We start from the raw sequence: 26,996 nt of genomic DNA on the forward strand, positions 1-26,996 counted from the left end.
GAGAGGCCTTTTTTTATTTCTTCGGGAACAGTTCTTTGCGCTTATAAGGCTCTGTTTCACCAGGTTTGCGCGTTTTCAGCAGCTTCAGGATCCAGGTGTACTGCTCCGGACGAGGCGTGACAAACACTTCCACCTCTTCATTCATACGCCTGGCGATCGTGTTGTCGTCCGCTGTCAGCAGATCATCCATCGGCGGCCGCACCTGGATAATCAGACGATGCGTTCTGGCGTCATAGACCGGGAACAACGGTACAACACGTGCACGGCAGACTTTCATCAGGCGGCCAATGGCCGGAAGCGTTGCTTTGTAGGTGGCAAAGAAATCGACAAACTCGCTGTGCTCCGCGCCGTGATCCTGGTCCGGCAGATAGTAACCCCAGTAGCCCTGACGCACCGACTGGATAAAAGGCTTAATGCCATCGTTGCGCGCATGCAAACGCCCGCCAAAGCGGCGACGCACGGTATTCCAGACATAATCAAAGACCTTGTTACCTTGATTATGGAACATGGCCGCCATCTGCTGCCCCTGCGAAGCCATCAGCATCGCCGGAATATCCACGCCCCAGCCGTGCGGCACGAGGAAAATCACTTTCTCGTTGTTACGCTGCAATTCATCGATAATATCTTTGCCCTGCCAGTCGACGCGCGGCAACACCTTTTCCGGCCCACGAATCGCCAGCTCCGCCATCATGACCATTGCCTGTGGCGCAGTAGCGAACATCTCATCAATGATGGCTTCCCTTTCGGCTTCGCTTTTTTCAGGAAAGCAATAGAGCAAATTGATCTGTGCGCGACGACGCGCGCTTTTGCCAAATTTTCCGGCCAGACGACCAAGATTCCCCAGCAGGGGATCGCGTACCGACGGAGGAACCAGCGCTACGCCGGCAAATGCCAGTACGCCCAGCCACGCGCCCCAGTTGCGTGGGTGACGGAATTCACTTTCGAACTCCGGAATATATTCACTGTTATTTTTTTTCGTTTCCATGCATCGTCCGCAGGCCAGAAATCAAGTCACTCAGGATAAGGAGATAGTGTAGCGAGGCGTTATCTTTCACACAAAAGAAAAAGCCGGCGCGCAGCAGGCACCGGCTTCGAACGCATATTTGTTAAGTGAATCAGTCAAAACGCAATTGCGGAATAACCTCTTTCACCTGCGACAGATAATCCGTACGATCCGAACCTGTCAGCCCTTCGGTGCGCGGCAGTTTTGCCGTTAACGGGTTGACAGCCTGTTGGTTGATCCACATTTCATAATGCAAATGCGGCCCGGTGGAACGGCCAGTGTTACCCGACAAGGCGATGCGATCGCCGCGCTTCACTTTCTGACCCGGTTTTACCAGCAGCTTACGCAGATGCATATAACGGGTTGTGTAAGTACGACCGTGGCGGATAGCAATGTAGTTCCCCGCCGCGCCACTGCGTTTCGCCACCACAACTTCACCATCGCCGACAGCAAGCACCGGCGTGCCCTGCGGCAGCGCAAAATCGACGCCTTTGTGCGGCGCAACGCGTCCGGTAACCGGATTCAGACGGCGCGGATCAAAGTTTGACGAGACGCGGAATTGTTTCGCAGTCGGGAAGCGCATAAAACCTTTTGCCAGCCCGCTACCATTGCGATCGTAAAATTTACCGTCTTCGGCACGAATGGCGTAGTAATCTTTGCCGTCAGAACGCAGTCGAACGCCGACTAACTGGCTCTGTTCCTGCTTACCTTCCAGCATTTCGCGGGACATCAGCACGGAAAACTCATCGCCTTTTTTCAGCTTACGGAAATCCATCTGCCACTGCATTGCTTTGATCACCGCGCTAACTTCAGCACTGGTTAAACCGGCTTCACGGGCGCTGGCGACGAAGCTGGCGCCAACCGTGCCTTTCATCACCGAATTCACCCAGTCGCCCTGCTGCATCTCGCTGCTCATTTTGAAACCGCCATCGACGCGGTCATACGTGCGGGTTTCGCGACGGGACATCTCCCACGTCAGGCGTTGCAGATCGCCATCGGCGGTGAGCGTCCATGAAAGTTGTTGACCAATCTTCAGGTTACGCAGTTCCTTGTCGGCGGCGGCTAGCTGGCTGATATCTCCCATATCAATGCCGTACTGATTGAGGATACTGCTGAGCGTATCGCCGGTAGAAACCACATATTCGTGAACGCCAACTTCATTGGCGGTTTTATCATCCAGTTCATCTTGCGGGATATCATCCACATCATCAGAAGTGGTTTGATCGATAGGTTCGCTGGCTTCTGGCAGCAACGAGCGGATTTCATTTTTCGGCAGCTCAATCGCTTTCACGATCGGGGCTGTGGCTTCGGGATGATAAACGTAAGGCCGCCAGACGGCGACCGTGAGTGTAAGAACTGTAAGCGACCCCAGCATGACACGGTGGGGTCGGGGCAGACTGTTAAATGCCAGAGCGACAGAGCGGGCTATCTGTTGCACGTATTCACTTCCTCGTTATTCTCCTTTCAGGCAGCTCGCATACTGATGAGTCAGTTGGGCAAGGAACTGCGGGTAGCTCTCTTTGCCTAACTTGATACTGATTCCAAGTGGATCCAACGTTCCCATTCGAACGGATGTCCCTCTGGCAACAGCTTCAACGACCGCTGGCCTGAACTGTGGCTCAGCAAAAACGCACATGGCTTTTTGCTCAACCAACTGTGTTCTGATTTCATGTAAACGCTGCGCACCAGGCTGAATTTCGGGATTGACGGTAAAGTGCCCCAATGGGGTCAGCCCGTAGTGTCTTTCAAAGTAGCCGTAGGCGTCATGAAAAACGAAATACCCCTTCCCTTTCAGCGGTGCCAGCTCGTTACCAGCTTGCTTATCCGCCTGAGTTAATGATGCCTCAAAGGCCTGCAAGTTGGCGTCAAGCCTGGCTCGACTTTGCGGCATAACTTCCACTAATTTATCGTGGATTGCAACCGCCGACAGCCGCGCAATCTCTGGGGAAAGCCACAGATGCATGTTGTAATCGCCGTGATGGTGATGTTCGTCACTTTTTTCGCCGTCGTGGTGGTCATCACCATGCTCATGCTCATCTTCATCGCCCCCTTTCATCAGCAGCGGTTTTACACCGGCAAGCCCGGCCATTGTCACCCGTTTCTGCTCAGGGATTTGTTGTACGGAACGCGCCATAAAGGCTTCCATTTCCGGGCCGACCCAAAAAACTAAGTCCGCGTTTTGTAAGCGTTTTACATCTGAAGGACGCAGTGAATAATCATGCTCGGATGCGCCATCTGGCAGCAGCACTTCGGTAGTCGTCACCCCGTCGGCGATGGCAGAAGCGATAAACCCTAATGGTTTGAGGGAAGCCACCACAGCAGCATTAGCGGTTTGTGCTGTACCGGCGAGAAGAGCAGCAGATAGCGCTGCGCAAAGAAGCGTATTTTTATGTAACATAATGCGACTGTTCATCGTAATGAGTATGTGGGGTGTGATATTATAACATCCGACAACTTGTGCAACCTGTTAAATGCTATGACGAATCTTGTAACGCTCGAAAATGTCACCGTTGCTTTTGGCCAACGGCGCGTCCTGTCTGATATTTCGCTCAACTTACGCGCAGGAAAAATTTTAACATTGCTCGGCCCCAATGGCGCGGGTAAATCCACACTGGTGCGCGCAGTGCTGGGCCTGGTAGCACCGGATGCAGGGATGATCAAGCGTGAAAAGAACCTGCGTATCGGCTATGTGCCGCAAAAATTGCATCTTGACGCCACCTTGCCGCTGACAGTAGGCCGCTTTATGCGTTTACGCCCCGGCACCCGCAAAGACGACATTATTCCGGCGCTGAAACGCGTACAGGCCGCACATCTGGTTGATGCTCCGATGCAAAAACTTTCCGGAGGCGAAACGCAGCGTGTTTTGCTGGCGCGCGCCCTGCTTAACAGCCCGCAGCTTTTGGTGCTGGATGAACCCACCCAGGGTGTCGACGTTAATGGCCAGGTCGCGCTCTACAACCTGATAGATCAACTGCGTAAAGAGCTCAACTGTGCAGTTCTGATGGTTTCCCACGATCTGCATCTGGTAATGGCGAAAACAGATGAAGTCCTGTGCCTTAATCACCATATTTGCTGTTCTGGTACACCAGAAGTGGTTTCCATGCATCCGGAATTTATCTCTATGTTTGGGCATCGCGGTGCGGAACAGCTTGGCATTTATCGCCATAACCATAACCACCGCCACGATCTGCAGGGCCGCATTGTTCTGCGCCAGGGTAATGGACACTCATGATTGAATTATTACTGCCCGGCTGGCTGGCCGGGGTTATGCTCGCCTGCGCTGCCGGGCCGCTGGGCTCATTTGTCGTCTGGCGACGGATGTCCTATTTTGGCGATACTCTGGCGCACGCTTCTTTACTTGGCGTTGCATTTGGTCTCCTGCTGGATGTGAATCCATTCTACGCTGTTATTGCCGTGACGTTGCTGCTGGCTGCGGGTCTGGTGTGGCTGGAGAAACGTCCACAACTGGCGATCGATACTCTGCTCGGCATTATGGCGCACAGTGCGCTCTCTCTCGGTCTGGTCGTGGTCAGCCTGATGTCAAACATTCGCGTCGATTTGATGGCTTATCTGTTTGGCGATCTGCTGGCGGTGACGCCGGACGATCTGATGATCATTGCTCTTGGCGTGGTGCTGGTACTGGCGATCCTGCTCTGGCAGTGGCGCAACTTACTGTCGATGACCATCAGCCCGGAGCTGGCATTTGTTGACGGTGTGAAACTGCAACGCGTCAAGCTGTTGCTGATGCTGGTTACCGCCCTGACTATTGGCGTCGCCATGAAATTTGTTGGCGCGCTGATCATCACTTCGCTGTTGATTATTCCGGCCGCGACAGCACGTCGATTCGCGCGAACGCCAGAGCAAATGGCGGCGGTTGCCGTCGGCGTCGGGATGATTGCGGTGACCGGCGGTCTGACCTTCTCCGCCTTCTACGATACGCCAGCAGGCCCGTCAGTCGTGCTGTGTGCGGCGCTGCTGTTTGTCTTCAGCATGACAAAGAAACCCGTTAGCTAACTATATCGGGCACAGCCGGATGAGACCATCCGCAACCGCCACTGACATAAAGGCCGGAAGCAGACGCTTACCGGCCTTTTTGTTTATGGCATTTCCGGGGGCGTGATGCCGAAGTGGTTCCAGGCCCGCACCGTCGCCATGCGTCCGCGCGGAGTCCTCTGTAAAAAACCTTGCTGAATCAAATACGGTTCCAGCACATCCTCAATGGTTTCCCGCTCCTCGCCGATTGCCGCCGCGAGGTTATCCAGCCCGACGGGACCACCGAAGAATTTATCAATCACTGCCAGCAGAAGTTTACGATCCATATAGTCGAACCCTTCCGCATCAACATTCAGCATATCCAGCGCTTTCGCCGCGATTTCAGCCGTGATGTCGCCATCATGTTTCACTTCGGCAAAATCGCGCACGCGCCGCAGCAGGCGGTTGGCGATACGCGGCGTACCGCGAGAACGACGCGCCACTTCCAGCGCGCCCTCTTCGCTCATCTCCAGCCCCATATAGCGGGCACTGCGACCGACAATATGTTGCAAATCGGCCACCTGGTAAAACTCCAGTCGCTGCACAATGCCAAAACGGTCACGCAGTGGCGAAGTCAGCGACCCCGCTCGCGTTGTCGCGCCAATCAGCGTAAATGGTGGAAGATCGATCTTGATGGAACGCGCCGCCGGACCTTCACCGATCATAATATCGAGCTGGTAATCTTCCATCGCCGGATAGAGCACTTCTTCCACCACCGGCGAAAGACGGTGAATTTCATCGATGAACAGTACGTCGTGCGGTTCGAGGTTGGTGAGCATCGCCGCCAAATCTCCCGCCTTTTCCAGCACCGGGCCGGAAGTGGTGCGTAAATTAACGCCCAATTCGTTGGCGACAATATTCGCCAGCGTGGTTTTTCCAAGGCCGGGAGGACCAAAAATCAGCAGATGATCGAGCGCGTCGCCGCGCAGTTTTGCCGCCTGGATAAAAATCTCCATCTGCGAACGAACCTGCGGCTGGCCGATATACTCATTGAGCATTTTCGGGCGAATAGCGCGATCCACAACCTCTTCCACATCAGTACTGGCAGGGGCCACCAGACGGTCTGCTTCAATCATCCTCTACCTCACAACGCCGCGCGCAGCGCTTCACGGATCAGGGTTTCACTGTTGGCATCCGGGCGGGCAATCTTACTGACCATCCGGCTGGCTTCCTGAGGTTTATATCCCAGCGACACCAGCGCAGCAACCGCTTCCTGCTCTGCGTCATCTGTCGCCGGGCTGGCCGGAGAGGTGAGAACCAGATCGGCCGCCGGGGTGAAGAGATCGCCATGCAGACCTTTAAAGCGGTCTTTCATTTCAACAATCAGGCGTTCGGCGGTCTTTTTACCGATACCTGGCAGTTTGATCAGCGCAGCCGGATCCTCTCGTTCAACGGCGCTAACAAATTGCTGTGCCGACATACCGGACAAAATCGCCAGCGCCAGTTTCGGCCCGACGCCATTCGTTTTAATCAGCTCACGAAACAGCGTGCGTTCCTGCTTATTGTTAAAACCGTACAGTAGCTGCGCATCTTCACGCACAACAAACTGGGTGAAAACCGTCGCCTCTTTACCGGCATCCGGCAATTCATAAAAACAGGTCATCGGCATGTGCACTTCATAACCCACGCCTCCCACTTCCAGCAGAACCAACGGGGGTTGTTTTTCTACAATAATGCCTCTGAGTCTGCCTATCACGTGACGCTCCTGCGCTATGGGCTAAGGTGTAATGCTGTATCATAAAAAAAGGCTGGATAGATATCCAGCCGAATATAGAAAGAAAAGCGCGAGGGCGGTTCAGGAATTGGCGTAATACGCCTCATCGCTCAGATCGGCTAACAGCGTACGCTGCGTTGGCTGCCAGCCCAGCACCTGGCGGGTCTGCTCGCTTGATGCTGACATCTCCCCGGCCGCAAAATTAGCGAACCAGCCGAAATGTGCGGCTTCACGCGGTTCAGCTGGTAAACCAAGCATTTTGCCGATGGCAATGGCGATATCGCGCATGGCAATCGCCTCCTCCGCGACCGCGTGGTAAACCGGCTGTGTCACGCCGCATTCCAGCGCCAGCCGGTAGACTTTCGCTGCATCAATGCGGTGTACCGCCGCCCAGTGATTGTTCACCTCTGCAGGCCAGGCGGCAACGCCGGTTTGTTTTGCCAGTGCAATCAGAATGGGTACAAAGCCGTGATCGCCGACGCCATGCACGGTGGGTGCCAGGCGAATACTTGCCGTGCGTACGCCTTTTTCAGCCAGCGCCTGTGCCGCCTGTTCGGAACGACGAAGATAGTCCGGCCCTTCGGCTGGCTTGTCTGATTCCGTTGCCGGGCGTCCCTGCACCAGCCTTGCCAGCCCTGACGTCACCAATAGTGGACGATCGGAGCCAAGTAATGCCTCTCCCAGTACTTCAATTGCGCGTTGATCCTGCGCGCAATTCTGTGCAAAGCGCGAGAAGTCATGATTAAACGCGGTATGGATCACGGCATCGGCTTTTGCCGCCGCCGCAAAAAGAACATCGTGATCATCCAGCGTCCCGTGAACCACCTGCCCGCCGACGGCAAGCAGTGCCTGCGCCTTGTCTGCATTTCGCGCCAGACCACTTACCTGGTGCCCGGCGGCCAGTAACTCTGCCGCCACTGTTGCGCCGACCCATCCGGTCGCGCCAGTCAGAAAAACATGCATGCGTGTGCCTCCTGATGTTGACTCGCGCCGTTATCCTTATAAATATCCGTGATAGAGAAAAGTAGTGACTTTATCGTGGTATAAGGACTAACAGGATGCAGAGCGTTACTCAGCCAAAAGATCTGGGCAGTTACCTGAAATCCCGCCGCGCGCAGTTGGATCCCAACGCGCTGGGATTTCACACCGCACGCCGACGCACGCCGGGGCTGCGGAGGGAAGAAGTCGCGCATCTGGCCTGCATTAGCGCCACCTGGTATACCTGGCTTGAACAAGGACGCGGCGGCACACCCTCGGCAGAAGTGCTGGACAGAATTTGCCAGGCGCTGCGCCTTTCCGAACGGGAACGGGAGCATGTTTTTCATCTGGCTCTCGGGCGCGCACCGGGCATACATTACGCAGCAACCGGTACAGTGACCGAACGGCTGCAAAAGGTGCTGGACTGTATGCCCATCAGCCCGGCGGTGATCCGCAACGCCACCTGGGATGTGCTGGCATGGAACAAAGCCGCCACCGTGGTTCTATCCGATTACCCCACATTACCCGCACAGGAGCGCAATATTCTGCGCCGCATTTTCCTTAATCCGCAGGCTCGCGCAGCCCAAAGCGACTGGTACGCGTTAGCGCGCTATCTGGTGGCGGCGTTCCGTGCCGATGCGACCCGTGCTGGTGCGTCGGCGGAGATCCGCCCTCTGGTAGAAGAGCTGAGTTCGGCCTCTCCTGAATTCGCCGAGCTATGGCAAAGCAATGATATTGGAGGAATGGGAGAAGGCACCAAAATTCTGCTGCACGGGAATGTCGGCAAGTTGTCGCTGGAATATTCGAGTTTTTCTGTTGAAGGACAACCCGATTTGACGATGGTGGTTTATAACCCATCGGAGGAAGAGGATGCGCAGAAAATCCGCTCGTTATTATAAAAAAAGCGCCATTAACTGGCGCTTGTTAGCGTAATCTCCCGCGAGCAAGATTAAGCCGCGTACTACTCACCTGTAAGGCGTTCTGACTGACATGGCAATGCGTAATGGCAATCGCCAGCGCATCCGCGGCATCCGCCTGCGGATTGGCCGGAAGCTTCAGCAAGGTTCGCACCATGTGCTGCACCTGGCTTTTTTCCGCGCTGCCAATACCGACAACCGTCTGTTTAACCTGACGGGCAGCATACTCAAAAACGGGGAGATCCTGATTGACGGCGGCAACGATCGCCACGCCGCGAGCCTGTCCAAGTTTTAGCGCTGAATCGGCATTTTTCGCCATAAACACCTGTTCGATGGCGAAAAAATCCGGCTGAAACTGGGTGATGATTTCCGTCACGCCTGCGTAAATGAGCTTGAGGCGCGACGGTAAATCCTCGACCTTCGTGCGGATGCAGCCGCTACCGAGGTAGGTCAGTTGCCTTCCTGTCTGGCGGATCACACCGTAACCGGTGACGCGCGAACCCGGGTCAATACCGAGAATAATCGCCATTATGCGCCTCCGGCCAGGGGTGATTTAGTCAGCGACATTACAGCGTCGCCGCAACCTCATCGGAGATCTCACCGTTATGGTAGACTTCCTGCACGTCGTCGCAATCTTCCAGCATATCGATCAGACGCAGCAGTTTCGGCGCAGTTTCTGCATCCATATCAGCTTTGGTAGACGGGATCATCGACACTTCAGCGTTGTCCGCTTTCAGGCCAGCCGCTTCCAGCGCATCGCGCACGGCACCCATCTCTTCCCACGCGGTATAGACGTCGATAGCGCCGTCATCAAAGGTCACCACGTCTTCAGCACCGGCTTCCAGCGCCGCTTCCATGATGGTGTCTTCGTCGCCAGCTTCAAAGGAGATCACCCCTTTTTTGCTGAACAGATAAGCTACGGAACCGTCAGTCCCCAGGTTACCACCGCATTTGCTGAAAGCATGACGCACTTCGGCAACGGTACGGTTGCGGTTGTCACTCAGACATTCAACCATTACCGCGGTACCGCCAGGGCCGTAACCTTCATAAATGATGGTTTCCATATTCGCGTCGTCATCGCCGCCCACGCCGCGCGCGATAGCACGGTTTAAGGTGTCGCGGGTCATGTTGTTGGACAACGCTTTATCCACCGCCGCGCGCAGACGCGGGTTGGAACCGATATCGCCGCCGCCCAGACGGGCAGCCGTAACCAGCTCGCGAATGATTTTGGTAAAGATCTTACCGCGCTTGGCATCCTGTGCTGCTTTGCGGTGTTTGGTGTTGGCCCATTTACTGTGACCTGCCATAAAAAACTCTCCAATAAAGCCATTTCCCTTCGCCTTTCAGCCCTCAGGTGCGTTGGCAGCCCATCCGCACCAGTCACTCACCGAAGTAAGCTTCTGGCGACGTCCGGGTTTGCCGCCTTCCTGAGAACCAAAATTCCGGGGAAATTTAGTCGGCGTTAATAACAAATTCTTCAATCGCCTGCCGGTTGCTCCATGATTTGGTTAATGCCGCCGCTGCGGGGGCATCAAGCCAGCGGTACGTCAGATGTTCGGTAAAAACAATCGGACGTTCATGGGGCAGCGCAAGACAAAACCAGGATTCGGTATTGTGCGTTACGCCCGGCGCATAGCGATGACGTAAATGACTAAAGATTTCATACTCCACCGTGCGCTGACAGTCGACTAAGGTCAGTTGCTCACAGACAACATCGATTTCGACCTCTTCCTTTACTTCACGCAGAGCGGCTTGCGTTGCGCTCTCCCCCGCTTCCAGGCTGCCGGTTACCGACTGCCAGAAATCGGGATCGTCGCGTCGCTGTAACATCAGCACCCGTTTCGTGTCCTGTGCGTAAATCACCACCAGCACGGAAACGGGATGCTTGAATGGCATCTTATTTATTCTCCGGGGTCTCTTTTTTGACCACCGCAATGCCCAACTCCGCCAGCGCGGCCGGGTTAGCGAAACTCGGCGCTTCGGTCAGCAGACAGGCTGCCGCCGTGGTTTTCGGGAAGGCAATAACGTCACGGATGTTATCAGTGCCGGTCAGCAGCATGGTCAGACGATCCAGGCCGAATGCCAGGCCCGCATGCGGCGGCGTACCATATTTCAACGCATCCAGCAGGAAGCCGAACTTCTCGCGCTGTTCCTGCTCGTTAATCCCCAGAATGCTGAACACGGTCTGCTGCATTTCACCGCTGTGGATACGGACAGAACCACCGCCCACTTCGTAACCGTTGATCACCATGTCATAGGCGTTAGCCACCGCATCTTCCGGTGCCGCTTTCAGCTCAGCAGCGGTCATGTCCTTCGGCGAGGTGAACGGATGGTGCATCGCTGTCAGACCACCTTCGCCGTCATCTTCAAACATCGGGAAGTCGATAACCCACAGCGGCGCCCACTTCGCTTCGTCGGTCAGATTCAGATCTTTGCCGAGCTTCAGACGCAGCGCGCCCAGTGCATCGGCAACTACTTTCTTGTGGTCCGCGCCGAAGAAGATCATGTCGCCGTCCTGCGCGCCCGTGCGCTCAAGGATCGCGCTGACAATATCAGCATTCAGGAACTTGGCCACCGGGCTGGTGATGCCTTCCAGGCCTTTCGCCGCTTCATTGACCTTGATGTACGCCAGGCCTTTCGCGCCGTAGATTTCAATAAATTTGCCGTAGTCGTCAATTTGTTTACGGCTAAGTTGTGCGCCACCTGGCACACGTAGCGCGGCAACACGACCTTTTGCATCATTTGCCGGGCCGGAGAAGACTTTAAATTCGACTGCTTTCAGCAGGTCTGCCACGTCCACCAGTTCCATCGGGTTACGCAGATCCGGTTTATCAGAACCATAGCGGCGCTCTGCTTCAGCAAAGGTCATGATCGGGAAATCACCCAGATCAACACCTTTGATTTCCAGCCACAGCTGACGCACTAACGCTTCCATCACTTCACGCACCTGCGGCGCAGTCATGAAAGAGGTTTCGACATCAATCTGGGTAAATTCCGGCTGACGGTCAGCGCGCAGGTCTTCGTCACGGAAGCATTTGACGATTTGATAATAACGGTCAAAACCGGACATCATCAGCAGTTGTTTGAACAACTGAGGAGACTGCGGCAACGCGTAGAATTTGCCTTTATGCACGCGCGAAGGTACGAGGTAGTCGCGTGCGCCTTCCGGCGTGGCTTTCGTCAGCATCGGCGTTTCGATATCGAGGAAACCATGATCGTCCATAAAGCGACGCACGAAGCTGGTGATTTTCGCACGGGTTTTCAGGCGCTGCGCCATTTCCGGACGACGCAGATCGAGATAGCGATATTTCAGACGCGCTTCTTCGGTGTTGACGTGGTTGGAATCCAGCGGCAGCACGTCGGAACGGTTGATGATGTTCAGCTTAGTGGCGAACACTTCAACTTCGCCGGTAGCCATATCTTTGTTGACGTTTTTCGCGTCACGGGCACGAACGGTACCGGTAATCTGAATACAGAACTCATTACGCAGTTCAGAGGCGAGCTGGAACGCATCCTGACGGTCCGGGTCGAAAAACACCTGCACGATGCCTTCACGATCGCGCATATCAATAAAGATAAGGCTACCGAGGTCACGACGACGATTGACCCACCCACAAAGCGTTACTTGCTGTCCCACATGGGACTGATTGAGCTGCCCGCAATATACTGTACGCATGAGATATCCCTTAAATTAGCTGCGCGCGACCTGGCACCTGCGCGGCAGGCATTCTGGTGGCAGCTATTTTCGTATGTCACTACTGGATGAAAAAAGGGGGCTATTATACTGGAAATTCTGACCAACGATAAGCCCGCTACTGACTGTACGCACGTTTGCTGCGCGCTTATTGCGCATTCTCACAAAATTTAACAAAATTTCCACACCGCGCTGGCGTACATAACGCGTAAGGTATCCACCGACGTCATCCATTTTTCAGGAGTTATGATGCTGAAGCTCAATGCTGAGAAAACCGCTCTGGTAGTGATCGATTTACAGGAAGGGATCCTGCCTTTCGCCGGTGGTCCTCACACGGCACAGGACGTGGTAAAACGCGCTGCTGCCCTGGCGGAAAAATTTCGTGCCAACGGTGCGCCTGTTGTACTGGTGCGCGTAGGCTGGTCAGCTGATTTCGCCGAAGCGCTGAAACAACCGGTTGATGCCGCGACAGGCGGGCATGCGTTGCCGGATAACTGGTGGACTTACCCGCAGGCGTTAGGGAAAAAAGAGAGCGACATCGAAGTAACCAAACGTCAATGGGGTGCCTTTTACGGCACCGATCTGGAACTGCAACTGCGCCGTCGCGGGATTGACACCATTGTGCTGTGCGGCATTTCCACCAATATCGGGGTGGAATCCACCGCCCGTAATGCCTGGGAACTGGGCTTCTCGCTGGTGCTTGCTGAAGATGCGTGCAGCGCGGCGAATGCCGAACAGCATCAGGGCAGCATGAAAAATATCTTCCCGCGGATCAGCCGCGTGCGCAGCACGGACGAGATCCTCAGCGCGTTATGATGTATGTCGGCCTGCCGCAATGGGCGCACCCGAAATGGGTGCGCCTTGGCATTGACAGTCTTGAGGCGTATGCCCGCCACTTCAACTGTGTCGAAGGCAACACCACGCTGTATGCCCTTCCCAAAGCGGAGGTCGTCGCGCGCTGGTACGCGCAGACCAACGATGATTTTCGCTTCTGTTTTAAATTTCCGGCCACCATTTCGCACCAGGCGGCGCTGCGAAATTGCGACGATCTGACAGCAGAGTTTTTCAGCCGCATGTCGCCGTTAGCAGGGAGAATAGGCCAGTACTGGTTACAGCTTCCGGCCGTTTTCTCACCGCGCGATTTGCCTGCGCTGTGGGCATTTCTTGATGCGCTTCCCGGGGAATTTACCTACGGTGTTGAAGTGCGCCACCCGCTCTTTTTCGCCAAAGGCGAAGAAGAAAAAGCCCTTAATCAGGGTTTGCATGCCCGCGGCGTCAACCGCGTGATCCTTGACAGCCGTCCGGTGCACAGCGCAATTGCGCACAGTGAAGCTGTGATTGAAGCCCAGCGCAAAAAACCGAAAGTGCCGGTACATGCGCTGGTCACCGCCCGTCATCCCATGGTGCGCTTCATTGGTAGCGACAATATGGCGCAGAATCGGCAGCTTTTCGCCGCCTGGCTGGAAAAGCTGCCGCTATGGGAGCAAACCACCACACCGTATCTTTTCCTGCATACCCCGGATATCGCCCAGGCGCCCGAACTGGTTGAAACGCTGTGGCAGGATCTTTACGCCGCCATCCCCGCTATTGGCGCGGCACCTTCCCTGCCGCTGCAATCTTCTCTTTTTTGAGTGAAGCACCTATCATTGAGAAGCCATCGCCATCATCGTAAAGGGAGTTAGTATGGTTAGCGCGCTCTACGCCGTGCTGGGTGCATTATTACTGCTGAAGTTTTCCCTTGATGTTATCCGCCTGCGTTCACAGTATCGCGTCAGTTATGGCGACGGCGGGTTCAGTGAACTGCAAAGCGCGATACGCATCCATGGTAATGCCGTGGAATATATTCCTGTCGCGCTGCTGCTATTGCTGTTCATGGAGATGGACGGCGCAGAAACCTGGATGGTGCATATCTGCGGGCTGATGTTGATTGTCGGCCGCCTGATGCATTATTACGGATACCACCACCGGCTGGTTCGCTGGCGTCGTTCTGGTATGGGCGCAACGTTTTGTTCGCTGTTGCTGATGGTGCTGGCCAATCTGTGGTATATGCCCTGGGAGTTGGTTTTCTCCCTGCATTAGCGCACAATACGCCCCTTTGTTTTCCCGGATATTTACACTATGTCTCACCGCGACACGCTTTTTTCTGCGCCTATCGCCAGCCTGGGCGACTGGACTTTCGATGAACGGGTAGCCGAAGTCTTCCCGGATATGATCCAGCGTTCCGTACCGGGTTACTCCAATATTATTTCGATGATCGGCATGCTGGCGGAGCGCTTTGTGCAGCCCGCCACGCAGGTTTACGATCTCGGTTGTTCACTCGGTGCCGCCACGCTGTCGGTACGCCGCAACATTCATCAGGATGGCTGCAAAATTATCGCCGTGGATAACTCGCCGGCGATGGTCGAACGCTGCCGTCGCCATATCGATGCCTACAAAGCGCCGACGCCCGTTGAGGTGATCGAAGGCGATATTCGCGATATTCAGATCGAAAATGCCTCGATGGTGGTGCTCAACTTTACGCTGCAATTTCTCGAGCCGGACGATCGCCTGAAGCTGCTGCAAAAGGTCTATCAGGGGCTGAATCCGGGCGGTGCGCTGGTGTTGTCGGAAAAATTCAGTTTTGAAGACAGCACTGTCGGCGAACTGCTGTTCAATATGCATCACGACTTTAAACGCGCCAACGGTTACAGCGAGCTGGAGATCAGCCAGAAACGCAGCATGCTGGAAAACGTCATGCTGACAGACTCCGTCGAGGCGCATAAAGCGCGCCTGCATACCGCCGGGTTTGAACACAGTGAATTGTGGTTCCAGTGCTTTAACTTCGGTTCGCTGGTCGCACTGAAAGCGGAGAAGGCATGATCGAGTTTGGCCGTTTTTATCAGCAAATTGCCGTTGGCCCATTAGCTCACTGGCTCGACACGCTGCCGCCGCAGATTTCCGCCTGGCAGCGCGAGGCTCTGCACGGGCAGTTTAAACAGTGGAACAATGCGGTCGAATTTCTGCCGCAGCTTACGCCAGCAAAGCTGGACCTGCTCAATGGCGTGACGGCGCAAAGTGATGAGCCGCTGAGCGCCGGTCAGCTCAAGGGCATGGAAACGCTGCTGCGTAACCTGATGCCGTGGCGCAAAGGGCCGTTTTCTCTGTATGGCATTGATATTGATACTGAATGGCGCTCCGACTGGAAGTGGGATCGCGTGCTGCCGCACCTGTCGGACTTACGCGGACGTACCATCCTCGATGTCGGTTGCGGCAGCGGTTATCACCTGTGGCGCATGATTGGCGCCGGAGCGTCGCTGGCAGTCGGGATCGATCCGACGCAACTCTTTTTGTGCCAGTTCGAAGCGGTACGTAAGCTGCTGGGCGACGATCGCCGCGCACACCTGTTGCCGCTGGGGATTGAGCAACTTCCGGCGCTGAACGCGTTCGACACGGTATTCTCGATGGGCGTACTTTATCACCGCCGTTCGCCGCTGGAGCATCTGTGGCAACTGAAAGATCAACTGGTGAAAGAGGGTGAGCTGGTTCTGGAAACACTGGTGGTTGAAGGTGATGAACACACGGTTCTGGTTCCGGGCGATCGCTATGCGCAAATGCGCAACGTCTACTTTATTCCTTCAGCGCTGGCGCTGAAAAACTGGCTTGAGAAGTGTGGTTTTGTCGATGTGCGTATCGCCGATATGTGCGTTACCAGCACCGAGGAGCAGCGTCGGACACCGTGGATGGTGACCGAATCGCTGGCAGATTTCCTCGATCCACATGACAGCACGAAAACCGTCGAAGGCTATCCGGCGCCGCTGCGCGCCGTACTGATTGCCCGTAAACCATAAGATAAAAAAAGGCCCCTGTTAATGGCAGGGGCCTGGTACGAGCAAGCATCATATTGGGCGACATGATGCGCGGTAAAAACTGTTACGGGCGGTGAAGCGCAATAATCTGCTTCATCTCCGCCACTGCCGGGCCGTCAACACCGTAGCGGGCATATTCATCCGCCTGGGCATCCGACGACATCGATAATCCACTATTGCGATAACGCATCGGCGACGCGAACCAGCGTCCTGCTGAGCTGTGCACCTCTTTGACTCCCGCCGCCAGGAATATTTCCAGGTTTTGCGGACGCACACCAGCACCGGCCATAATGATTGGAGCGCCAGAGCGGGCATTAAGTTCCCTAATTAATGAAAGTCCTTTTTCCGCTGACGCCTGCTGGCCGGAAGTGAGAATACGAACAACGCCTAATTCTGCCAGCGCATCGCAGGCCTGCTGCGGGTTGGCGCACATATCGAAGGCGCGATGAAAGGTCACCGCCATCCCCTGCGCCGCCGACATAATTTCCCGCATGCGCGGCATATCGACCTGACCGTCTTCGTTTAGTACACCCGTTACCAGACCGGGGAAACCGAGTTCGCGCAGCAGCCGGATATCTTCCAGCATGGCGGCAAATTCATCGGCGCGGTAGCAAAAATCGCCGCCGCGTGGGCGAACAATCGGATGCACCGGAATCGTCACTCGCTGACGGACGCTTTTCAGCGCACCGGTGGAAGGCGTTAACCCGCCCTCTTTCGGTGCCGCACAAAACTCGATGCGATCTGCCCCCTGCTGCTGAGCGATCACCGCGTCATCAACGCCGTAACAACAGATTTCCAGTAAGGCCATAGCTCCTCCCTTTGTTCATCATGGCACGCTTATATAATTGCGAATCTGCGCGCCCTCACACCTGCAAGCGTCACTGCTCGCTGGCAACAATCTCTTCAATGGTCCACGGGTGAAATTTCACCGTCACTTTGCCGTCGGTTACCGCAAGCGTTGGATTTGGCAAACGCTCGCGTTCTCCTTTTGGCGAACTGGTTTTCACGGCGATGCCCGGCTGGCTTAACCCTTCATCAGCCAGTAGCGCCAGCGCGCGGGCATTCAGGGTTTCCGGCGCGCCTGGCAGGACAATTTCGATATGCTCCCAGCCTTCGTGCGGATAGCGTTTCTCGCCCGGCCACGGCAGTTCAATCACCGTAAATGCCCAGTGCTCCACATGCAGTGGCTGATGCAATTTAAACAAACAGATCGGGCGCCCGTTAATGATATTTTCCGACAGCAATTCACCGCACTGTTCAAATCCGCGTCGCCAGCGATCCGCCGTGGCGTTCTGGTGGCAGCGCAGGGAAATATGGTCGGCATGAAGTGGCGCAATCGCCAGCCCTAATCGCGTGGTTAGCGCCTGCAAATCGTCGCGAAAACGCGGCAGATCCGTGACAATATCCTGCAACTCTTCAATTTCTTGCCAGTTGTTCATAAGCCGTACCCGTATGTCGTCGCAAAGCGCATAATCTACCTTGTTATGCGCCGCTCACCAACTCCCAGGCTTTCTGCGCGCCGGTGGATGATTTTCTGCACAGACCACGCGCGACGCGGTGCTGACGCCAACGGGCAATTGCAGTATACTCCCGCCTTTAATGAACACCCGGACGCGCCCGCATGTGTCGCGTCCTAAACGTAAGGTATCCCGGTGAATATTCAGGCTCTTCTCTCAGAAAAAGTCAGTCAGGCTATGATCGCGGCAGGCGCGCCCGCCGATTGCGAACCACAGGTTCGTCAGTCAGCAAAAGTCCAGTTTGGCGACTATCAGGCTAACGGTGTAATGGCAGTGGCTAAAAAACTGGGCATGGCGCCGCGACAACTGGCTGAGCAGGTTCTGTCTCATCTCTCACTCGACGGGATTGCCAACAAAGTTGAAATCGCCGGGCCGGGTTTTATCAATATCTTCCTCGCGCCGGAATTTCTCGCCGCGGAAGTTAACCAGGCACTGAAATCTGAACGCCTGGGCGTAACGCAGCCGCAGCCGCAGACCATTGTGATTGACTACTCTGCGCCAAACGTGGCGAAAGAGATGCACGTTGGCCATCTGCGCTCAACCATTATTGGCGATGCCTCCGTACGAACGCTGGAATTCCTCGGCCACAACGTTATTCGCGCGAACCACGTTGGTGACTGGGGCACGCAGTTCGGCATGCTGATTGCGTATCTTGAGCTGAAGCAGCAGGAAAACGCCGGAGAAATGGCGCTGGCTGATCTGGAAGGTTTCTACCGCGAAGCGAAAAAACATTACGACGAAGATGCCGCCTTCGCTGAACGTGCGCGCGGCTATGTCGTAAAACTGCAGGGCGGCGATGAATACTGCCGTGAAATGTGGCGCAAGCTGGTTGACATCACCATGAGTCAGAACCAGCAAACCTATGAGCGCTTAAACGTTACCTTGACGCGCAAAGATGTGATGGGTGAAAGCCTCTACAACCCGATGCTGCCTGGCATCGTAGCCGACCTGAAGGCTAAAGGCCTGGCGGTAGAAAGTGAAGGCGCTACCGTGGTGTTCCTTGATGAGTACAAAAACAAGGAAGGCGAACCGATGGGGGTTATCATCCAGAAGAAGGATGGCGGTTATCTCTACACCACCACCGATATTGCCTGCGCCAAATACCGTTATGAAACACTGCATGCCGATCGCGTGCTCTACTACATTGATTCCCGTCAGCACCAGCATCTGATGCAGGCGTGGACTATCGTGCGCAAAGCCGGTTATGTGCCGGATTCCGTGCCGCTGGAACACCATATGTTCGGCATGATGCTGGGCAAAGATGGCAAACCATTTAAAACACGTGCCGGCGGTACGGTGAAACTCGCCGATCTGCTGGACGAAGCGCTGGAGCGCGCCCGTCGCCTGGTTGCCGAGAAAAACCCGGAAATGCCGGCAGATGAGCTGGAAAAACTGGCCAACGCGGTAGGCATCGGCGCGGTGAAATACGCGGATCTGTCAAAGAACCGTACCACCGATTACGTTTTCGACTGGGATAACATGCTGGCGTTTGAAGGCAATACCGCACCGTATATGCAGTATGCCTACACGCGCGTACTCTCCGTGTTCCGCAAAGCGGGTCTTGAAGAGAGCGTGCTGGAGAATGCACCGGTTACCATCGGCGAAGAGCGCGAATCACAACTGGCAGCCCGCCTGCTGCAATTTGAAGAGACGCTGAATGTTGTGGCTCGTGAAGGGACACCGCACGTGATGTGCGCCTACCTGTACGATCTGGCCGGTCTGTTTTCCGGTTTCTATGAGCACTGCCCGATTCTCTCCGCCGGGGATGAAGAGGTGCGCAACAGCCGTCTGAAACTGGCGCTGCTGACGGCGAAAACGCTGAAGCTGGGGCTGGATACGCTGGGTATTGAAACCGTCGACAGAATGTAAAAAAATCGTCCGCCTCAGCGGAGGCGGACTGTTTGTTACAATCTGGCTAAGATTGAACAGACGCGCATATACAATAAATGACAGAGTTAACAATAACAGGATGTTTATTTCAAAGAGCAATCACTATCATGACGATAATATGGTTCAGATCTCACTAATCGAGTGGATAGCTAATTCATTGTCAAATGACTCATATATAACGACCTTGACCAGGGTAACCTCTACTGACTGGGAGTGAATAAAAGTGCGTTGAGCAATATAAGCGTACAAATGGCCAGCAACCAGTTGACTGCCAATATACATTAGCGGCAAATATTTCGCTCCGACGATCCCTTCAAACGCCGTTATAAACCGGGATACCTGATCTTTCGTCATTCCCTTTTCATTGATGTTCACCGCAGGGTCAATAATATAGCCACCCACTATTTCACCCATTTCCACCTCCTTGTTTTACGTATTAGATAAATCTCAAACACAAATTAAAAGTAGACGATACAGAATCCATACAGTGTGTGCTTAATCACATTTTTATTAATAACGAATAAATAATGTCATTATTCACACAGTGAATGTTTTTATTAATTGCATTCAGATTAATTATTCGCAATATGAAAAAATGATCGGATTATTCCAGATAGAAAACCGCTCACCATAAGCAGGAGCGGTTTTTATTTTACGCATAACGAACTCAGAAATATTTACGCAAATATTCCGTCAGGCAGAGCATGGCCATCGCCTGACCATAGGGCATAGAGGTGAGTGGGATCTGGCGGTAGAACTCCAGATTACTGCCCATGCCGGTACCGAACGAAACCTGCAACAGCTCCCCTTCCGGCGAAATATTGCCAACGATCGCTTTGACCGCGTTTTCTGCCACCTCAGAATAATCAGCACTGATATAGCGTTTACGCAGCGCTTTCAGAATACCGTAGGCAAACCCCGCGGTAGCCGACGCCTCCAGATAGGAATCAGCATCGTCCAGCAGTGTATGCCACAGCCCGCTCTCATGCTGACACTGCGCCAGTGCGGCGATTTGCGCATTCAGCACCTGCACCAGATAGCGGCGCACCGCGTTATTTTCCGGCAGATCCACCAGCTCAAGAAAATCCGGGATCACGATGGTCAGCCAGCTATTGCCGCGCGCCCAGCGCGCTTTGGCAAAGTTATGTAGCCCCGCGTAGTTCCAGCCGTGGAACCACAACCCGGTTTCCCGATCCATCAAATTTTGCACATGCAGCAGAAATTGATAGACCGCCTCTTCCACATAGTCCGGACGATTGAGCAGTTTACCGATCTTCGCCAATGGCAGTACCGTCATCATCAGGGTGTCATCCCACATCTGCTGGTGATTCTCTTCCGCCAGCGTAATATGCTGCATACCGCCGTGATCGGTGCGTGGCATCTCGTTCATCGCCCACTCCGCCCAACTCTCCAGCCATGGCAAGTACGTTGGATTGCGCGTCTCTTCATAGCGGTACGCCAGTGTCAGGAACGGCGCCATGGTGTTGACGTTTTTGGTGGTTGCGCCTTCTGCAAAACGGTCGGCGAACCAGCTATCAATCACCTCGCGAACGCTCTCATCTCCGGTCTGGCGGTAATACTGATACATTCCGTACAGCCCGACGCCGTGCGTCCACTCCCAGCCAGCCCAGCCTTTGGTGTCAATCACGCGGCCATCATCCAGCCGGAGTAAAAATTCGCCACTGGTATCGTGAATGTTGACCAGATTGTGGGTAACCTTGCGAATCAACGCCTTCAGTTCATCACGGGCGATAAAACGCTCCGGCTGCCGCAGTAACGGGCTGTGTTTGACAGGCCAAACCTTCATATTCTTAACCTCAGTTGTAAGTCGATTTCAGTGACGCGTCTTTCAGGGAGGGCGCGGCAGGTTTATTACGATTCAGATAGCCGATATTGTTATTGCCCCACAGGGATTCGTATGGCATTCCCGCCAGCATCTCGACCGTTTCCCGCGCCTGCGGGGTAATGCATTCCGGCATCGCACGGCCGCTCTGGCGCATTTTTGCCGTCTCTTCACGCAGCACGCTGTGCGTTTTCAGATTCAGCCTGAAGTGCAAGGAAACGAGGAAACCGCAGCACAGCACGGCGATAGTGCCAAAGCACATGATCAGCAGAATGGTATGGCTCACTTCCGCCGCCTGGGTTTTCTGCCCGGAGACAAAGCCGGATGCCTGCATCACGATCCCCACCAGCATCACCGCACCGGCCTGCGAGGCTTTGCGCGTCAGCGTCATGATGCCAGCGAAAATCCCTTCACGACGCTGGCCGGTGACCACTTCGTCAATGTCAGCGATATAGGTGTAGGTATTCCACGGCACATAGTTGATACCGCCGCGCCCCAGTCCTGCAACGGCAGAAACCAGCAGCAACAGCGAATACACATCGCTCAAACCGGTGTAATAAAGCACGGCGTAAGACGCGGCACTCAGACCGAACAGCACCACCACCATGCGGTAAGACGGTGCAGGCCCAAAACGAATACACAGCGGGATCATGGCGATAACCGCAATGAACTGGAATATCGCCATGGTGCCCATCAGGCTGGATGCCACCGAGGCTTCCTGCATCAACACGAACACCACGTAGTAAGTGAATACGGCGTTGAACACATCCTGAGCGATATAGCCGCCGAGATACATGCCCAGGTGCTGGCGGAAGATTTTGATACGCAGCGTTGAGCTCAGTTCGACAAACAGGCGGCTCAGACTCTGGCCGAGAGTAAGATGTTTCTTCTCCGCTTCCGCGCGCAGCGCCGCTTCTGTCCACTCTTCACGCGGGCGCTCCCAGGTGAAGCACCAGACAAACGTCAGCATCATCGCGCACATTACCGAGAACACCAGGCTGGCATAGAAGAAAGAGATCGGGTTGTCCTTGCCGAAATGCGTCAACAGGATCCCCGGCAGGAATGACGCCAGAATCGCTGACATTTGCGCCATTGAGATGCGCGCGCCGGAGAATTTGGTTTTCTGTTTGAAGTCATCGGTCATTTCTGGCACCAGCGTTTCATAGGGCACCAGAATCATGGTGTAGACCACATCAAACAGCAGATAGGTCAGCAGGTAATACCAAAAACTCATGTCCCCTACCCACATGATTGAGTAGCTGAACACACAAGGAATACCCAGCAGGATAAAGAATTTGCGGCGACCAAAGCGCTTACCCAGCCAGGTCGTACCGAAGTTATCGGTCAAAAAGCCCATCAGCGGACTCACAACTGCATCCAGCACCCTTGCGGCTGCAAAGATAAATGTCGCTTCGATCGGTGTCAGACCACAAAAGGTTGTGTAGAAATAGAGTAACCATGCTGCGGTCAACGCGGTCGTGCCCGCTCCCAGAAAATCGCCAGAACCGTAGGCGAGGTAATTAACCAGTCCAATTTTACGTGTTTTCATTGCCGTCAACCCTGTTCATTATTGGGGACCTTTGACAATCCGGCTTAGCCAAAGGAATTTCTTACACGGCTAAAGTAAGAGGATGTGCAACAGGAAACCTTTCTGTTTCTGCCAGCAAAAAGGCGTAACTGGCAAAAATGCAAAGAGTGTCGATACGCGCATCACTGATTTATAAAACAGCGTTTCTAATGCTTCAAAAGGCGTGGTCAAAAATGAGTGGCAGATAGCAAAATCCCGCTCTGATGGCGGGATCGAAGGCTAAAAAAACAGCTAAGCGATTGAGTTTATTGCCAGCGAAGCGGCTAGCTTTTGGCAGGCTGACGGTAATTCACAATGACCTGGTTACTGCGGACGTTCAGCGGCGGCCACAAACGCCCGCCGCCCGGTACTTCCCAGACAAAACGCAATTGTTCAGCAGCGGGTACATCCGCCAAACCACGCGTTGAACCGCTCTGGCCATCGAGCGCCACGCAGCGCGTCTGCGAACAGAGACGCACCAGCAATCCCGCTGGCGTCGGGCCGTTCAGCTCATAGCGCCAGGAGACTTCCGTTATCAGACCATCGACCGGCTGCGTTGGCCCTAATGGCCGTGACGACGCCGCTACGCCCCGGTTATCCAGCCGGATGCCAATGCTGCTGGCTTGCCAGGCACCTTCACCCGCCGCGCTGGCGAACAACGGCAGCGCGACGATCAGCAGGATGAGATAACGCATTATTTACCCCCGATGGTTGCGGTCATGCGGATATGGCGATTGTCGGACATCTCCATATTCGACATCACCACCAGCTGCGGCAGGCTACGACGCAGGAAACGCGCCAGCAACGGACGCAGGGCATGGTTGACCAGTAGCACCGGAGGCGCGCCGAGCATCTCCTGACGCGCCAGCGCTTCCTGAGTCTGCTCCAGTAAACGGTCGGCCAGCCCCGGCTCCAGGCCACCACCGCCCTGCAGTGCTTGCAGCAGCAGACGTTCCAGCGGCGTATCAAGGCCAATCACCTGCACTTCATCATTACCCGGGAACCACTGCTGCGTAATCGCACGGCCGAGCGCTACGCGCACCACCGCGGTGAGTTCGTGCGGGTCGGTTTGCAGCGGCGCGTGCTCCGCCAGCGTTTCGAGAATGGTGCGCATATCGCGAATCGGCACTCTCTCCGCCAACAGGTTTTGCAACACTTTGTGCAGCGTGGTCAGCGTCACCACGCCCGGCACTAAATCTTCGGTCAGCTTCGGCATCTCCTGGCTTACGCGATCAAGCAGTTGCTGCGCTTCCTGTCGGCCAAACAGTTCCGCCGAGAACTGACCAATCAGGTGGTTGAGGTGCGTGGCTACCACGGTACTCGCTTCCACCACGGTAAAGCCCTGGATTTGCGCCTGCTCTTTCAACGCACTTTCGATCCAGATTGCTGCCAGACCAAAAGCCGGATCGACAGTCTGCTCGCCCGGCAGCGAACCGGCTGCCGTACCTGGGTTAATCGCCAGCCAGCGGCCCGGATAGGCTTCGCCGCTGCCAATTTCCACCCCTTTCATCAGAATACGGTAACGCGCGGGCGGCAGATCCATGTTGTCGCGAATATGTACCACCGGCGGCAGGAAGCCCATGTCCTGAGCAAATTTCTTACGAATACTGCGGATACGTCCCAGCAACTCGCCGTCCTGCTGGAAATCCACCATCGGGATCAAGCGGTAACCCACTTCCATACCGAGGGAATCTTCCAGTTGCACATCATTCCATGTCGCTTCTACGGCCTGCGTGTTTTCCGGGGCTTTCACTGGTACCGCGTCGACAGGTGCCTCCTGTTGACGTCCGCGCAACCACCAGGCAAGCCCGAGCAGCGCGGCGGTAAACAGCAGGAAGACAAAGTTCGGCATGCCAGGCACCATCCCCAACAGACCGAGGACACCGGCGCTCAGCAACATGACGCGCGGGTTAGAGAAGAGTTGCCCAACCATCTGCTGGCCGACATCTTCGTCGGTGCTGACACGCGTAACGATAACGCCCGCGGCGGTTGAAATAACCAACGCCGGGATCTGCGCGACAAGGCCATCACCGATAGTCAACAGCGTATAGCTCTCCGCTGCATCGCCCATCGACAGGCCATGTTGCAGCACCCCCACCAGCAGACCACCGATGACGTTGATCACCATGATCAGAATACCGGCGATGGCATCACCACGAACGAACTTACTCGCACCGTCCATGGAACCGTAGAAATCGGCTTCCTGCGTCACTTCCGAACGACGGCGTTTCGCCTCATCTTCACCGATGATCCCGGCGTTAAGGTCGGCATCGATCGCCATCTGCTTACCGGGCATCCCGTCGAGCACGAAGCGCGCGCCCACTTCCGCGATACGTCCTGCACCTTTGGTGATAACCATAAAGTTGATGATCACGAGGATGACGAACACCACGATACCAATGGCAAAGTTACCGCCGACCAGGAAGTGGCCGAAGGCTTCAACCACGCGCCCTGCGGCGGCGGCACCGGTGTGCCCGTCCATCAAAATGATACGCGTGGAGGCGACGTTGAGTGCCAGGCGCAGCAAAGTGGTAAACAGCAGAATGGTCGGGAAAGCAGCGAATTCGAGCGTACGCTGGGTGAACATCGCCACCAGCAGCACCATGATCGACAGCGCGATATTAAAGGTAAACAGCAGGTCGAGGACAAACGCCGGCAGCGGCAGCACCATCATCGACAAAATAAGCAAAATGAGCACAGGCCCGGCAAGCACTTGCCATTGGGTCGATTTCAGATTGCTGGGCAGACGCAGCATTGCTACCAGATTAGCCATCAGTGTCCTTCTCGTTCATAAAATCCAGCGCTTCAGGCACCGGAAGATTCTCAGGTTTAACAGGTCGTTGTCCGCCTGACAGTCGCCAGCGTTTCAACTGCCATACCCACGCCAGCACTTCGGCTACCGCCGCATAAAGCTGACCTGGGATCTGCTGTCCAATTTCCGCATGACGGAAAAGCGCACGCGCCAGTGGCGGTGCTTCCAGAATCGGTACGCGATTTTCCGTACCCAACTCGCGAATACGCAGCGCCACCAGACCGGAGCCTTTTGCCACCACTTTCGGCGCGCTCATTTTATTTTCGTCATATTGCAGCGCGACGGCATAGTGCGTCGGGTTGGTGACAATCACATCGGCTTTCGGTACATCGGCCATCATGCGGCGGCGAGCGGCGGCTCGCTGCATCTGGCGGATGCGACTTTTGATATGCGGGTCGCCTTCGCTCTGTTTAAATTCGTCACGAATGTCCTGGCGTGACATGCGCAATTTTTTCATATGGCTGTAGATCTGCCAGAAAACGTCAAAACCGACCATCGGGATGATGCTCAGCGACACCAGCAGCGCACACAACCCGGCCAGATTAAGGGCGCTGGCCATGGCGGTTAACGGCGATTCGCTCATCAGGCGCATCATATCCGGCCAGTGATGCCAGACGAATATCCCGGCGACGCTGCCCATCAGCAGGGCTTTCATTAACGCTTTAAACAGTTCAGCGCCAACCTGGGAGGAAAACAGACGTCCAAGACCGCTCAGCGGATTGAGCTTGGAAAAATTAAACGCCAGCGACTTGGTGCTGAAAACCAGCCCACCCAACATTACCGGCGCAATCAGCGCGATAATCACCACGCCAGTCAACAGCGGCAGCATCCCCATCAGCGCCGTTTTCAGCATCATGATCACCTGCCCGACAAACAGCCCCGGATCGTTGATGATTTTATGATCGAAGCGCAGCCCGGAAGAGAGCGCCATCGATAACCGTCGGCCAAACATCTCGCCGCCAAACCACAGAATGCAGACACCCACCAGCATCACCAGCAGTGATGTCAGCTCTTTTGATCGGGGGATTTGCCCTTCTTCACGCGCCTTTTCTAGTCGGTGCGCTGTGGGGGCTTCTGTTTTGTCTTCGTTGTCTTCAGAGGCCACGGCCTGCATCCACGGATTACGGGTTTGACAACATATTGCCAGAGTCAAGGGTATCTAATGGGCAGAGTAAGGCATAAAA

At 55.1% G+C, this 26,996-nt stretch carries 27 protein-coding genes; 9 read left to right on the forward strand and 18 right to left on the reverse strand.

The window, feature by feature from the left end:
• Positions 1-13: 13 nt before the first annotated feature.
• The 3 genes from lpxM to znuA form a co-directional block, all read right to left on the reverse strand.
• Positions 14-985 carry a lauroyl-Kdo(2)-lipid IV(A) myristoyltransferase gene (gene lpxM / locus DK872_RS21335; protein WP_071920974.1) on the reverse strand — a complete coding sequence of 324 codons (972 nt, stop codon included), beginning with the start codon at positions 983-985 and terminating at the stop codon, positions 14-16.
• A gap of 130 nt (positions 986-1,115) precedes the next feature.
• Positions 1,116-2,441 (reverse strand): murein DD-endopeptidase MepM, encoded by a 1,326-nt coding sequence (gene mepM, locus DK872_RS21340; protein WP_071531997.1) that lies wholly within the window; start codon positions 2,439-2,441, stop codon positions 1,116-1,118.
• Between the two features lie 15 nt (positions 2,442-2,456).
• Positions 2,457-3,401, reverse strand: coding sequence for a zinc ABC transporter substrate-binding protein ZnuA (znuA, locus tag DK872_RS21345; protein WP_107146628.1), 945 nt, complete (start codon positions 3,399-3,401; stop codon positions 2,457-2,459).
• Between the two features lie 78 nt (positions 3,402-3,479).
• Between znuA and znuC the strand changes: the two genes are divergently transcribed.
• Both znuC and znuB read left to right on the forward strand, forming a co-directional pair.
• A complete protein-coding gene (gene znuC / locus DK872_RS21350; protein ID WP_035887496.1) occupies positions 3,480-4,235 on the forward strand; it encodes a zinc ABC transporter ATP-binding protein ZnuC in 756 nt (251 codons plus the stop codon).
• Entirely contained in the window at positions 4,232-5,017 is a 786-nt protein-coding gene (gene znuB, locus DK872_RS21355; protein ID WP_107146626.1) for a zinc ABC transporter permease subunit ZnuB, read from the forward strand. Before znuC ends, znuB begins: the two co-directional genes overlap by 4 nt.
• Before the next feature lie 83 nt (positions 5,018-5,100).
• On the opposite strand, the gene ruvB is transcribed toward znuB, so the two are convergent.
• The 3 genes from ruvB to DK872_RS21370 form a co-directional block, all read right to left on the reverse strand.
• Positions 5,101-6,111 carry a Holliday junction branch migration DNA helicase RuvB gene (gene ruvB, locus DK872_RS21360; RefSeq protein WP_007371585.1) on the reverse strand — a complete coding sequence of 337 codons (1,011 nt, stop codon included), beginning with the start codon at positions 6,109-6,111 and terminating at the stop codon, positions 5,101-5,103.
• 8 nt (positions 6,112-6,119) lie between these two features.
• Positions 6,120-6,731 carry a Holliday junction branch migration protein RuvA gene (ruvA, locus tag DK872_RS21365; protein WP_035887502.1) on the reverse strand — a complete coding sequence of 204 codons (612 nt, stop codon included), beginning with the start codon at positions 6,729-6,731 and terminating at the stop codon, positions 6,120-6,122.
• A 99-nt stretch (positions 6,732-6,830) separates the two neighbouring features.
• Positions 6,831-7,712, reverse strand: a complete 882-nt coding sequence (locus DK872_RS21370) for an SDR family oxidoreductase (protein WP_149288676.1) — start codon at positions 7,710-7,712, stop codon at positions 6,831-6,833.
• A 95-nt stretch (positions 7,713-7,807) separates the two neighbouring features.
• On the opposite strand from DK872_RS21370, the gene DK872_RS21375 reads away from it, so the two are divergent.
• Positions 7,808-8,626 (forward strand): helix-turn-helix transcriptional regulator, encoded by an 819-nt coding sequence (locus DK872_RS21375; RefSeq protein ID WP_007371582.1) that lies wholly within the window; start codon positions 7,808-7,810, stop codon positions 8,624-8,626.
• Between the two features lie 25 nt (positions 8,627-8,651).
• Here the strand turns inward: DK872_RS21375 and ruvC are convergent, their stop codons facing one another.
• The 4 genes from ruvC to aspS form a co-directional block, all read right to left on the reverse strand.
• Complete coding sequence (gene ruvC / locus DK872_RS21380) at positions 8,652-9,173, reverse strand: crossover junction endodeoxyribonuclease RuvC (protein ID WP_007371581.1); 522 nt, start codon at positions 9,171-9,173, stop codon at positions 8,652-8,654.
• A gap of 37 nt (positions 9,174-9,210) precedes the next feature.
• Positions 9,211-9,951 (reverse strand): YebC/PmpR family DNA-binding transcriptional regulator, encoded by a 741-nt coding sequence (locus tag DK872_RS21385; protein ID WP_007371580.1) that lies wholly within the window; start codon positions 9,949-9,951, stop codon positions 9,211-9,213.
• Positions 9,952-10,096: 145 nt separating this feature from the next.
• Complete coding sequence (nudB, locus tag DK872_RS21390; RefSeq protein ID WP_007371579.1) at positions 10,097-10,540, reverse strand: dihydroneopterin triphosphate diphosphatase; 444 nt, start codon at positions 10,538-10,540, stop codon at positions 10,097-10,099.
• 1 nt (position 10,541) lies between these two features.
• A complete protein-coding gene (gene aspS / locus DK872_RS21395; RefSeq protein ID WP_035942233.1) occupies positions 10,542-12,320 on the reverse strand; it encodes an aspartate--tRNA ligase in 1,779 nt (592 codons plus the stop codon).
• A gap of 267 nt (positions 12,321-12,587) precedes the next feature.
• On the opposite strand from aspS, the gene DK872_RS21400 reads away from it, so the two are divergent.
• Genes DK872_RS21400 through cmoB form a run of 5 tightly spaced genes read left to right on the forward strand, consistent with a single transcriptional unit; the run spans position 12,588 to position 16,165 of the window.
• On the forward strand, positions 12,588-13,154 hold the full coding sequence (locus DK872_RS21400; RefSeq protein ID WP_007371576.1) for a hydrolase: 567 nt from the start codon (positions 12,588-12,590) through the stop codon (positions 13,152-13,154).
• A complete protein-coding gene (locus DK872_RS21405; RefSeq protein WP_007371575.1) occupies positions 13,151-13,969 on the forward strand; it encodes a DUF72 domain-containing protein in 819 nt (272 codons plus the stop codon). The genes DK872_RS21400 and DK872_RS21405 overlap by 4 nt, the downstream gene beginning before the upstream one ends.
• A gap of 52 nt (positions 13,970-14,021) precedes the next feature.
• Complete coding sequence (locus DK872_RS21410; protein ID WP_161518802.1) at positions 14,022-14,417, forward strand: MAPEG family protein; 396 nt, start codon at positions 14,022-14,024, stop codon at positions 14,415-14,417.
• Between the two features lie 39 nt (positions 14,418-14,456).
• On the forward strand, positions 14,457-15,197 hold the full coding sequence (gene cmoA, locus DK872_RS21415) for a carboxy-S-adenosyl-L-methionine synthase CmoA (RefSeq protein WP_007371573.1): 741 nt from the start codon (positions 14,457-14,459) through the stop codon (positions 15,195-15,197).
• Entirely contained in the window at positions 15,194-16,165 is a 972-nt protein-coding gene (gene cmoB, locus DK872_RS21420; protein WP_007371572.1) for a tRNA 5-methoxyuridine(34)/uridine 5-oxyacetic acid(34) synthase CmoB, read from the forward strand. Before cmoA ends, cmoB begins: the two co-directional genes overlap by 4 nt.
• A gap of 82 nt (positions 16,166-16,247) precedes the next feature.
• On the opposite strand, the gene cutC is transcribed toward cmoB, so the two are convergent.
• On the reverse strand, positions 16,248-16,991 hold the full coding sequence (gene cutC / locus DK872_RS21425; RefSeq protein ID WP_007371571.1) for a copper homeostasis protein CutC: 744 nt from the start codon (positions 16,989-16,991) through the stop codon (positions 16,248-16,250).
• A gap of 70 nt (positions 16,992-17,061) precedes the next feature.
• On the reverse strand, positions 17,062-17,622 hold the full coding sequence (locus tag DK872_RS21430) for a VOC family protein (RefSeq protein ID WP_079517760.1): 561 nt from the start codon (positions 17,620-17,622) through the stop codon (positions 17,062-17,064).
• Positions 17,623-17,835: 213 nt separating this feature from the next.
• On the opposite strand from DK872_RS21430, the gene argS reads away from it, so the two are divergent.
• Positions 17,836-19,569, forward strand: a complete 1,734-nt coding sequence (gene argS / locus DK872_RS21435; protein WP_007371569.1) for an arginine--tRNA ligase — start codon at positions 17,836-17,838, stop codon at positions 19,567-19,569.
• Between the two features lie 144 nt (positions 19,570-19,713).
• Here argS and DK872_RS21440 read toward each other — a convergent pair whose 3' ends face one another.
• From DK872_RS21440 to flhB, 6 genes are all read right to left on the reverse strand, one after another.
• Complete coding sequence (locus DK872_RS21440; RefSeq protein WP_051644015.1) at positions 19,714-20,004, reverse strand: hypothetical protein; 291 nt, start codon at positions 20,002-20,004, stop codon at positions 19,714-19,716.
• A gap of 253 nt (positions 20,005-20,257) precedes the next feature.
• Positions 20,258-21,397 (reverse strand): glycoside hydrolase family 105 protein, encoded by a 1,140-nt coding sequence (locus DK872_RS21445; RefSeq protein ID WP_079517759.1) that lies wholly within the window; start codon positions 21,395-21,397, stop codon positions 20,258-20,260.
• A 10-nt stretch (positions 21,398-21,407) separates the two neighbouring features.
• Positions 21,408-22,982: an MFS transporter gene (locus DK872_RS21450; RefSeq protein WP_007371566.1), complete on the reverse strand. Its 1,575-nt coding sequence runs from the start codon at positions 22,980-22,982 to the stop codon at positions 21,408-21,410.
• A gap of 302 nt (positions 22,983-23,284) precedes the next feature.
• Positions 23,285-23,695, reverse strand: a complete 411-nt coding sequence (locus DK872_RS21455) for a flagellar protein FlhE (protein ID WP_035887522.1) — start codon at positions 23,693-23,695, stop codon at positions 23,285-23,287.
• Positions 23,695-25,773: a flagellar biosynthesis protein FlhA gene (gene flhA / locus DK872_RS21460; protein WP_007371563.1), complete on the reverse strand. Its 2,079-nt coding sequence runs from the start codon at positions 25,771-25,773 to the stop codon at positions 23,695-23,697. The genes DK872_RS21455 and flhA overlap by 1 nt, the downstream gene beginning before the upstream one ends.
• Positions 25,766-26,926: a flagellar biosynthesis protein FlhB gene (gene flhB / locus DK872_RS21465; RefSeq protein WP_202626125.1), complete on the reverse strand. Its 1,161-nt coding sequence runs from the start codon at positions 26,924-26,926 to the stop codon at positions 25,766-25,768. The genes flhA and flhB overlap by 8 nt, the downstream gene beginning before the upstream one ends.
• Between the last annotated feature and the right edge of the window lie 70 nt (positions 26,927-26,996).

Source organism: Kosakonia sp. MH5, from assembly GCF_009935945.1.
Classification (GTDB): Bacteria; Pseudomonadota; Gammaproteobacteria; order Enterobacterales; family Enterobacteriaceae; genus Kosakonia; species Kosakonia radicincitans.

Bases quoted from the DNA above. Each gene is read 5' to 3' on its own strand.
- lpxM (WP_071920974.1), bottom strand. From the start codon at position 985: ATGGAAACGAAAAAAAATAACAGTGAATATATTCCGGAGTTCGAAAGT.
- znuA (WP_107146628.1), bottom strand. From the start codon at position 3,401: ATGTTACATAAAAATACGCTTCTTTGCGCAGCGCTATCTGCTGCTCTT.
- znuC (WP_035887496.1), top strand. From the start codon at position 3,480: ATGACGAATCTTGTAACGCTCGAAAATGTCACCGTTGCTTTTGGCCAA.
- znuB (WP_107146626.1), top strand. From the start codon at position 4,232: ATGATTGAATTATTACTGCCCGGCTGGCTGGCCGGGGTTATGCTCGCC.
- ruvB (WP_007371585.1), bottom strand. From the start codon at position 6,111: ATGATTGAAGCAGACCGTCTGGTGGCCCCTGCCAGTACTGATGTGGAA.
- DK872_RS21370 (WP_149288676.1), bottom strand. From the start codon at position 7,712: ATGCATGTTTTTCTGACTGGCGCGACCGGATGGGTCGGCGCAACAGTG.
- DK872_RS21375 (WP_007371582.1), top strand. From the start codon at position 7,808: ATGCAGAGCGTTACTCAGCCAAAAGATCTGGGCAGTTACCTGAAATCC.
- ruvC (WP_007371581.1), bottom strand. From the start codon at position 9,173: ATGGCGATTATTCTCGGTATTGACCCGGGTTCGCGCGTCACCGGTTAC.
- DK872_RS21385 (WP_007371580.1), bottom strand. From the start codon at position 9,951: ATGGCAGGTCACAGTAAATGGGCCAACACCAAACACCGCAAAGCAGCA.
- nudB (WP_007371579.1), bottom strand. From the start codon at position 10,540: ATGCCATTCAAGCATCCCGTTTCCGTGCTGGTGGTGATTTACGCACAG.
- aspS (WP_035942233.1), bottom strand. From the start codon at position 12,320: ATGCGTACAGTATATTGCGGGCAGCTCAATCAGTCCCATGTGGGACAG.
- DK872_RS21400 (WP_007371576.1), top strand. From the start codon at position 12,588: ATGCTGAAGCTCAATGCTGAGAAAACCGCTCTGGTAGTGATCGATTTA.
- DK872_RS21405 (WP_007371575.1), top strand. From the start codon at position 13,151: ATGATGTATGTCGGCCTGCCGCAATGGGCGCACCCGAAATGGGTGCGC.
- DK872_RS21410 (WP_161518802.1), top strand. From the start codon at position 14,022: ATGGTTAGCGCGCTCTACGCCGTGCTGGGTGCATTATTACTGCTGAAG.
- cmoA (WP_007371573.1), top strand. From the start codon at position 14,457: ATGTCTCACCGCGACACGCTTTTTTCTGCGCCTATCGCCAGCCTGGGC.
- cmoB (WP_007371572.1), top strand. From the start codon at position 15,194: ATGATCGAGTTTGGCCGTTTTTATCAGCAAATTGCCGTTGGCCCATTA.
- cutC (WP_007371571.1), bottom strand. From the start codon at position 16,991: ATGGCCTTACTGGAAATCTGTTGTTACGGCGTTGATGACGCGGTGATC.
- DK872_RS21430 (WP_079517760.1), bottom strand. From the start codon at position 17,622: ATGAACAACTGGCAAGAAATTGAAGAGTTGCAGGATATTGTCACGGAT.
- DK872_RS21440 (WP_051644015.1), bottom strand. From the start codon at position 20,004: ATGGGTGAAATAGTGGGTGGCTATATTATTGACCCTGCGGTGAACATC.
- DK872_RS21445 (WP_079517759.1), bottom strand. From the start codon at position 21,397: ATGAAGGTTTGGCCTGTCAAACACAGCCCGTTACTGCGGCAGCCGGAG.
- DK872_RS21450 (WP_007371566.1), bottom strand. From the start codon at position 22,982: ATGAAAACACGTAAAATTGGACTGGTTAATTACCTCGCCTACGGTTCT.
- DK872_RS21455 (WP_035887522.1), bottom strand. From the start codon at position 23,695: ATGCGTTATCTCATCCTGCTGATCGTCGCGCTGCCGTTGTTCGCCAGC.
- flhA (WP_007371563.1), bottom strand. From the start codon at position 25,773: ATGGCTAATCTGGTAGCAATGCTGCGTCTGCCCAGCAATCTGAAATCG.
- flhB (WP_202626125.1), bottom strand. From the start codon at position 26,926: ATGCAGGCCGTGGCCTCTGAAGACAACGAAGACAAAACAGAAGCCCCC.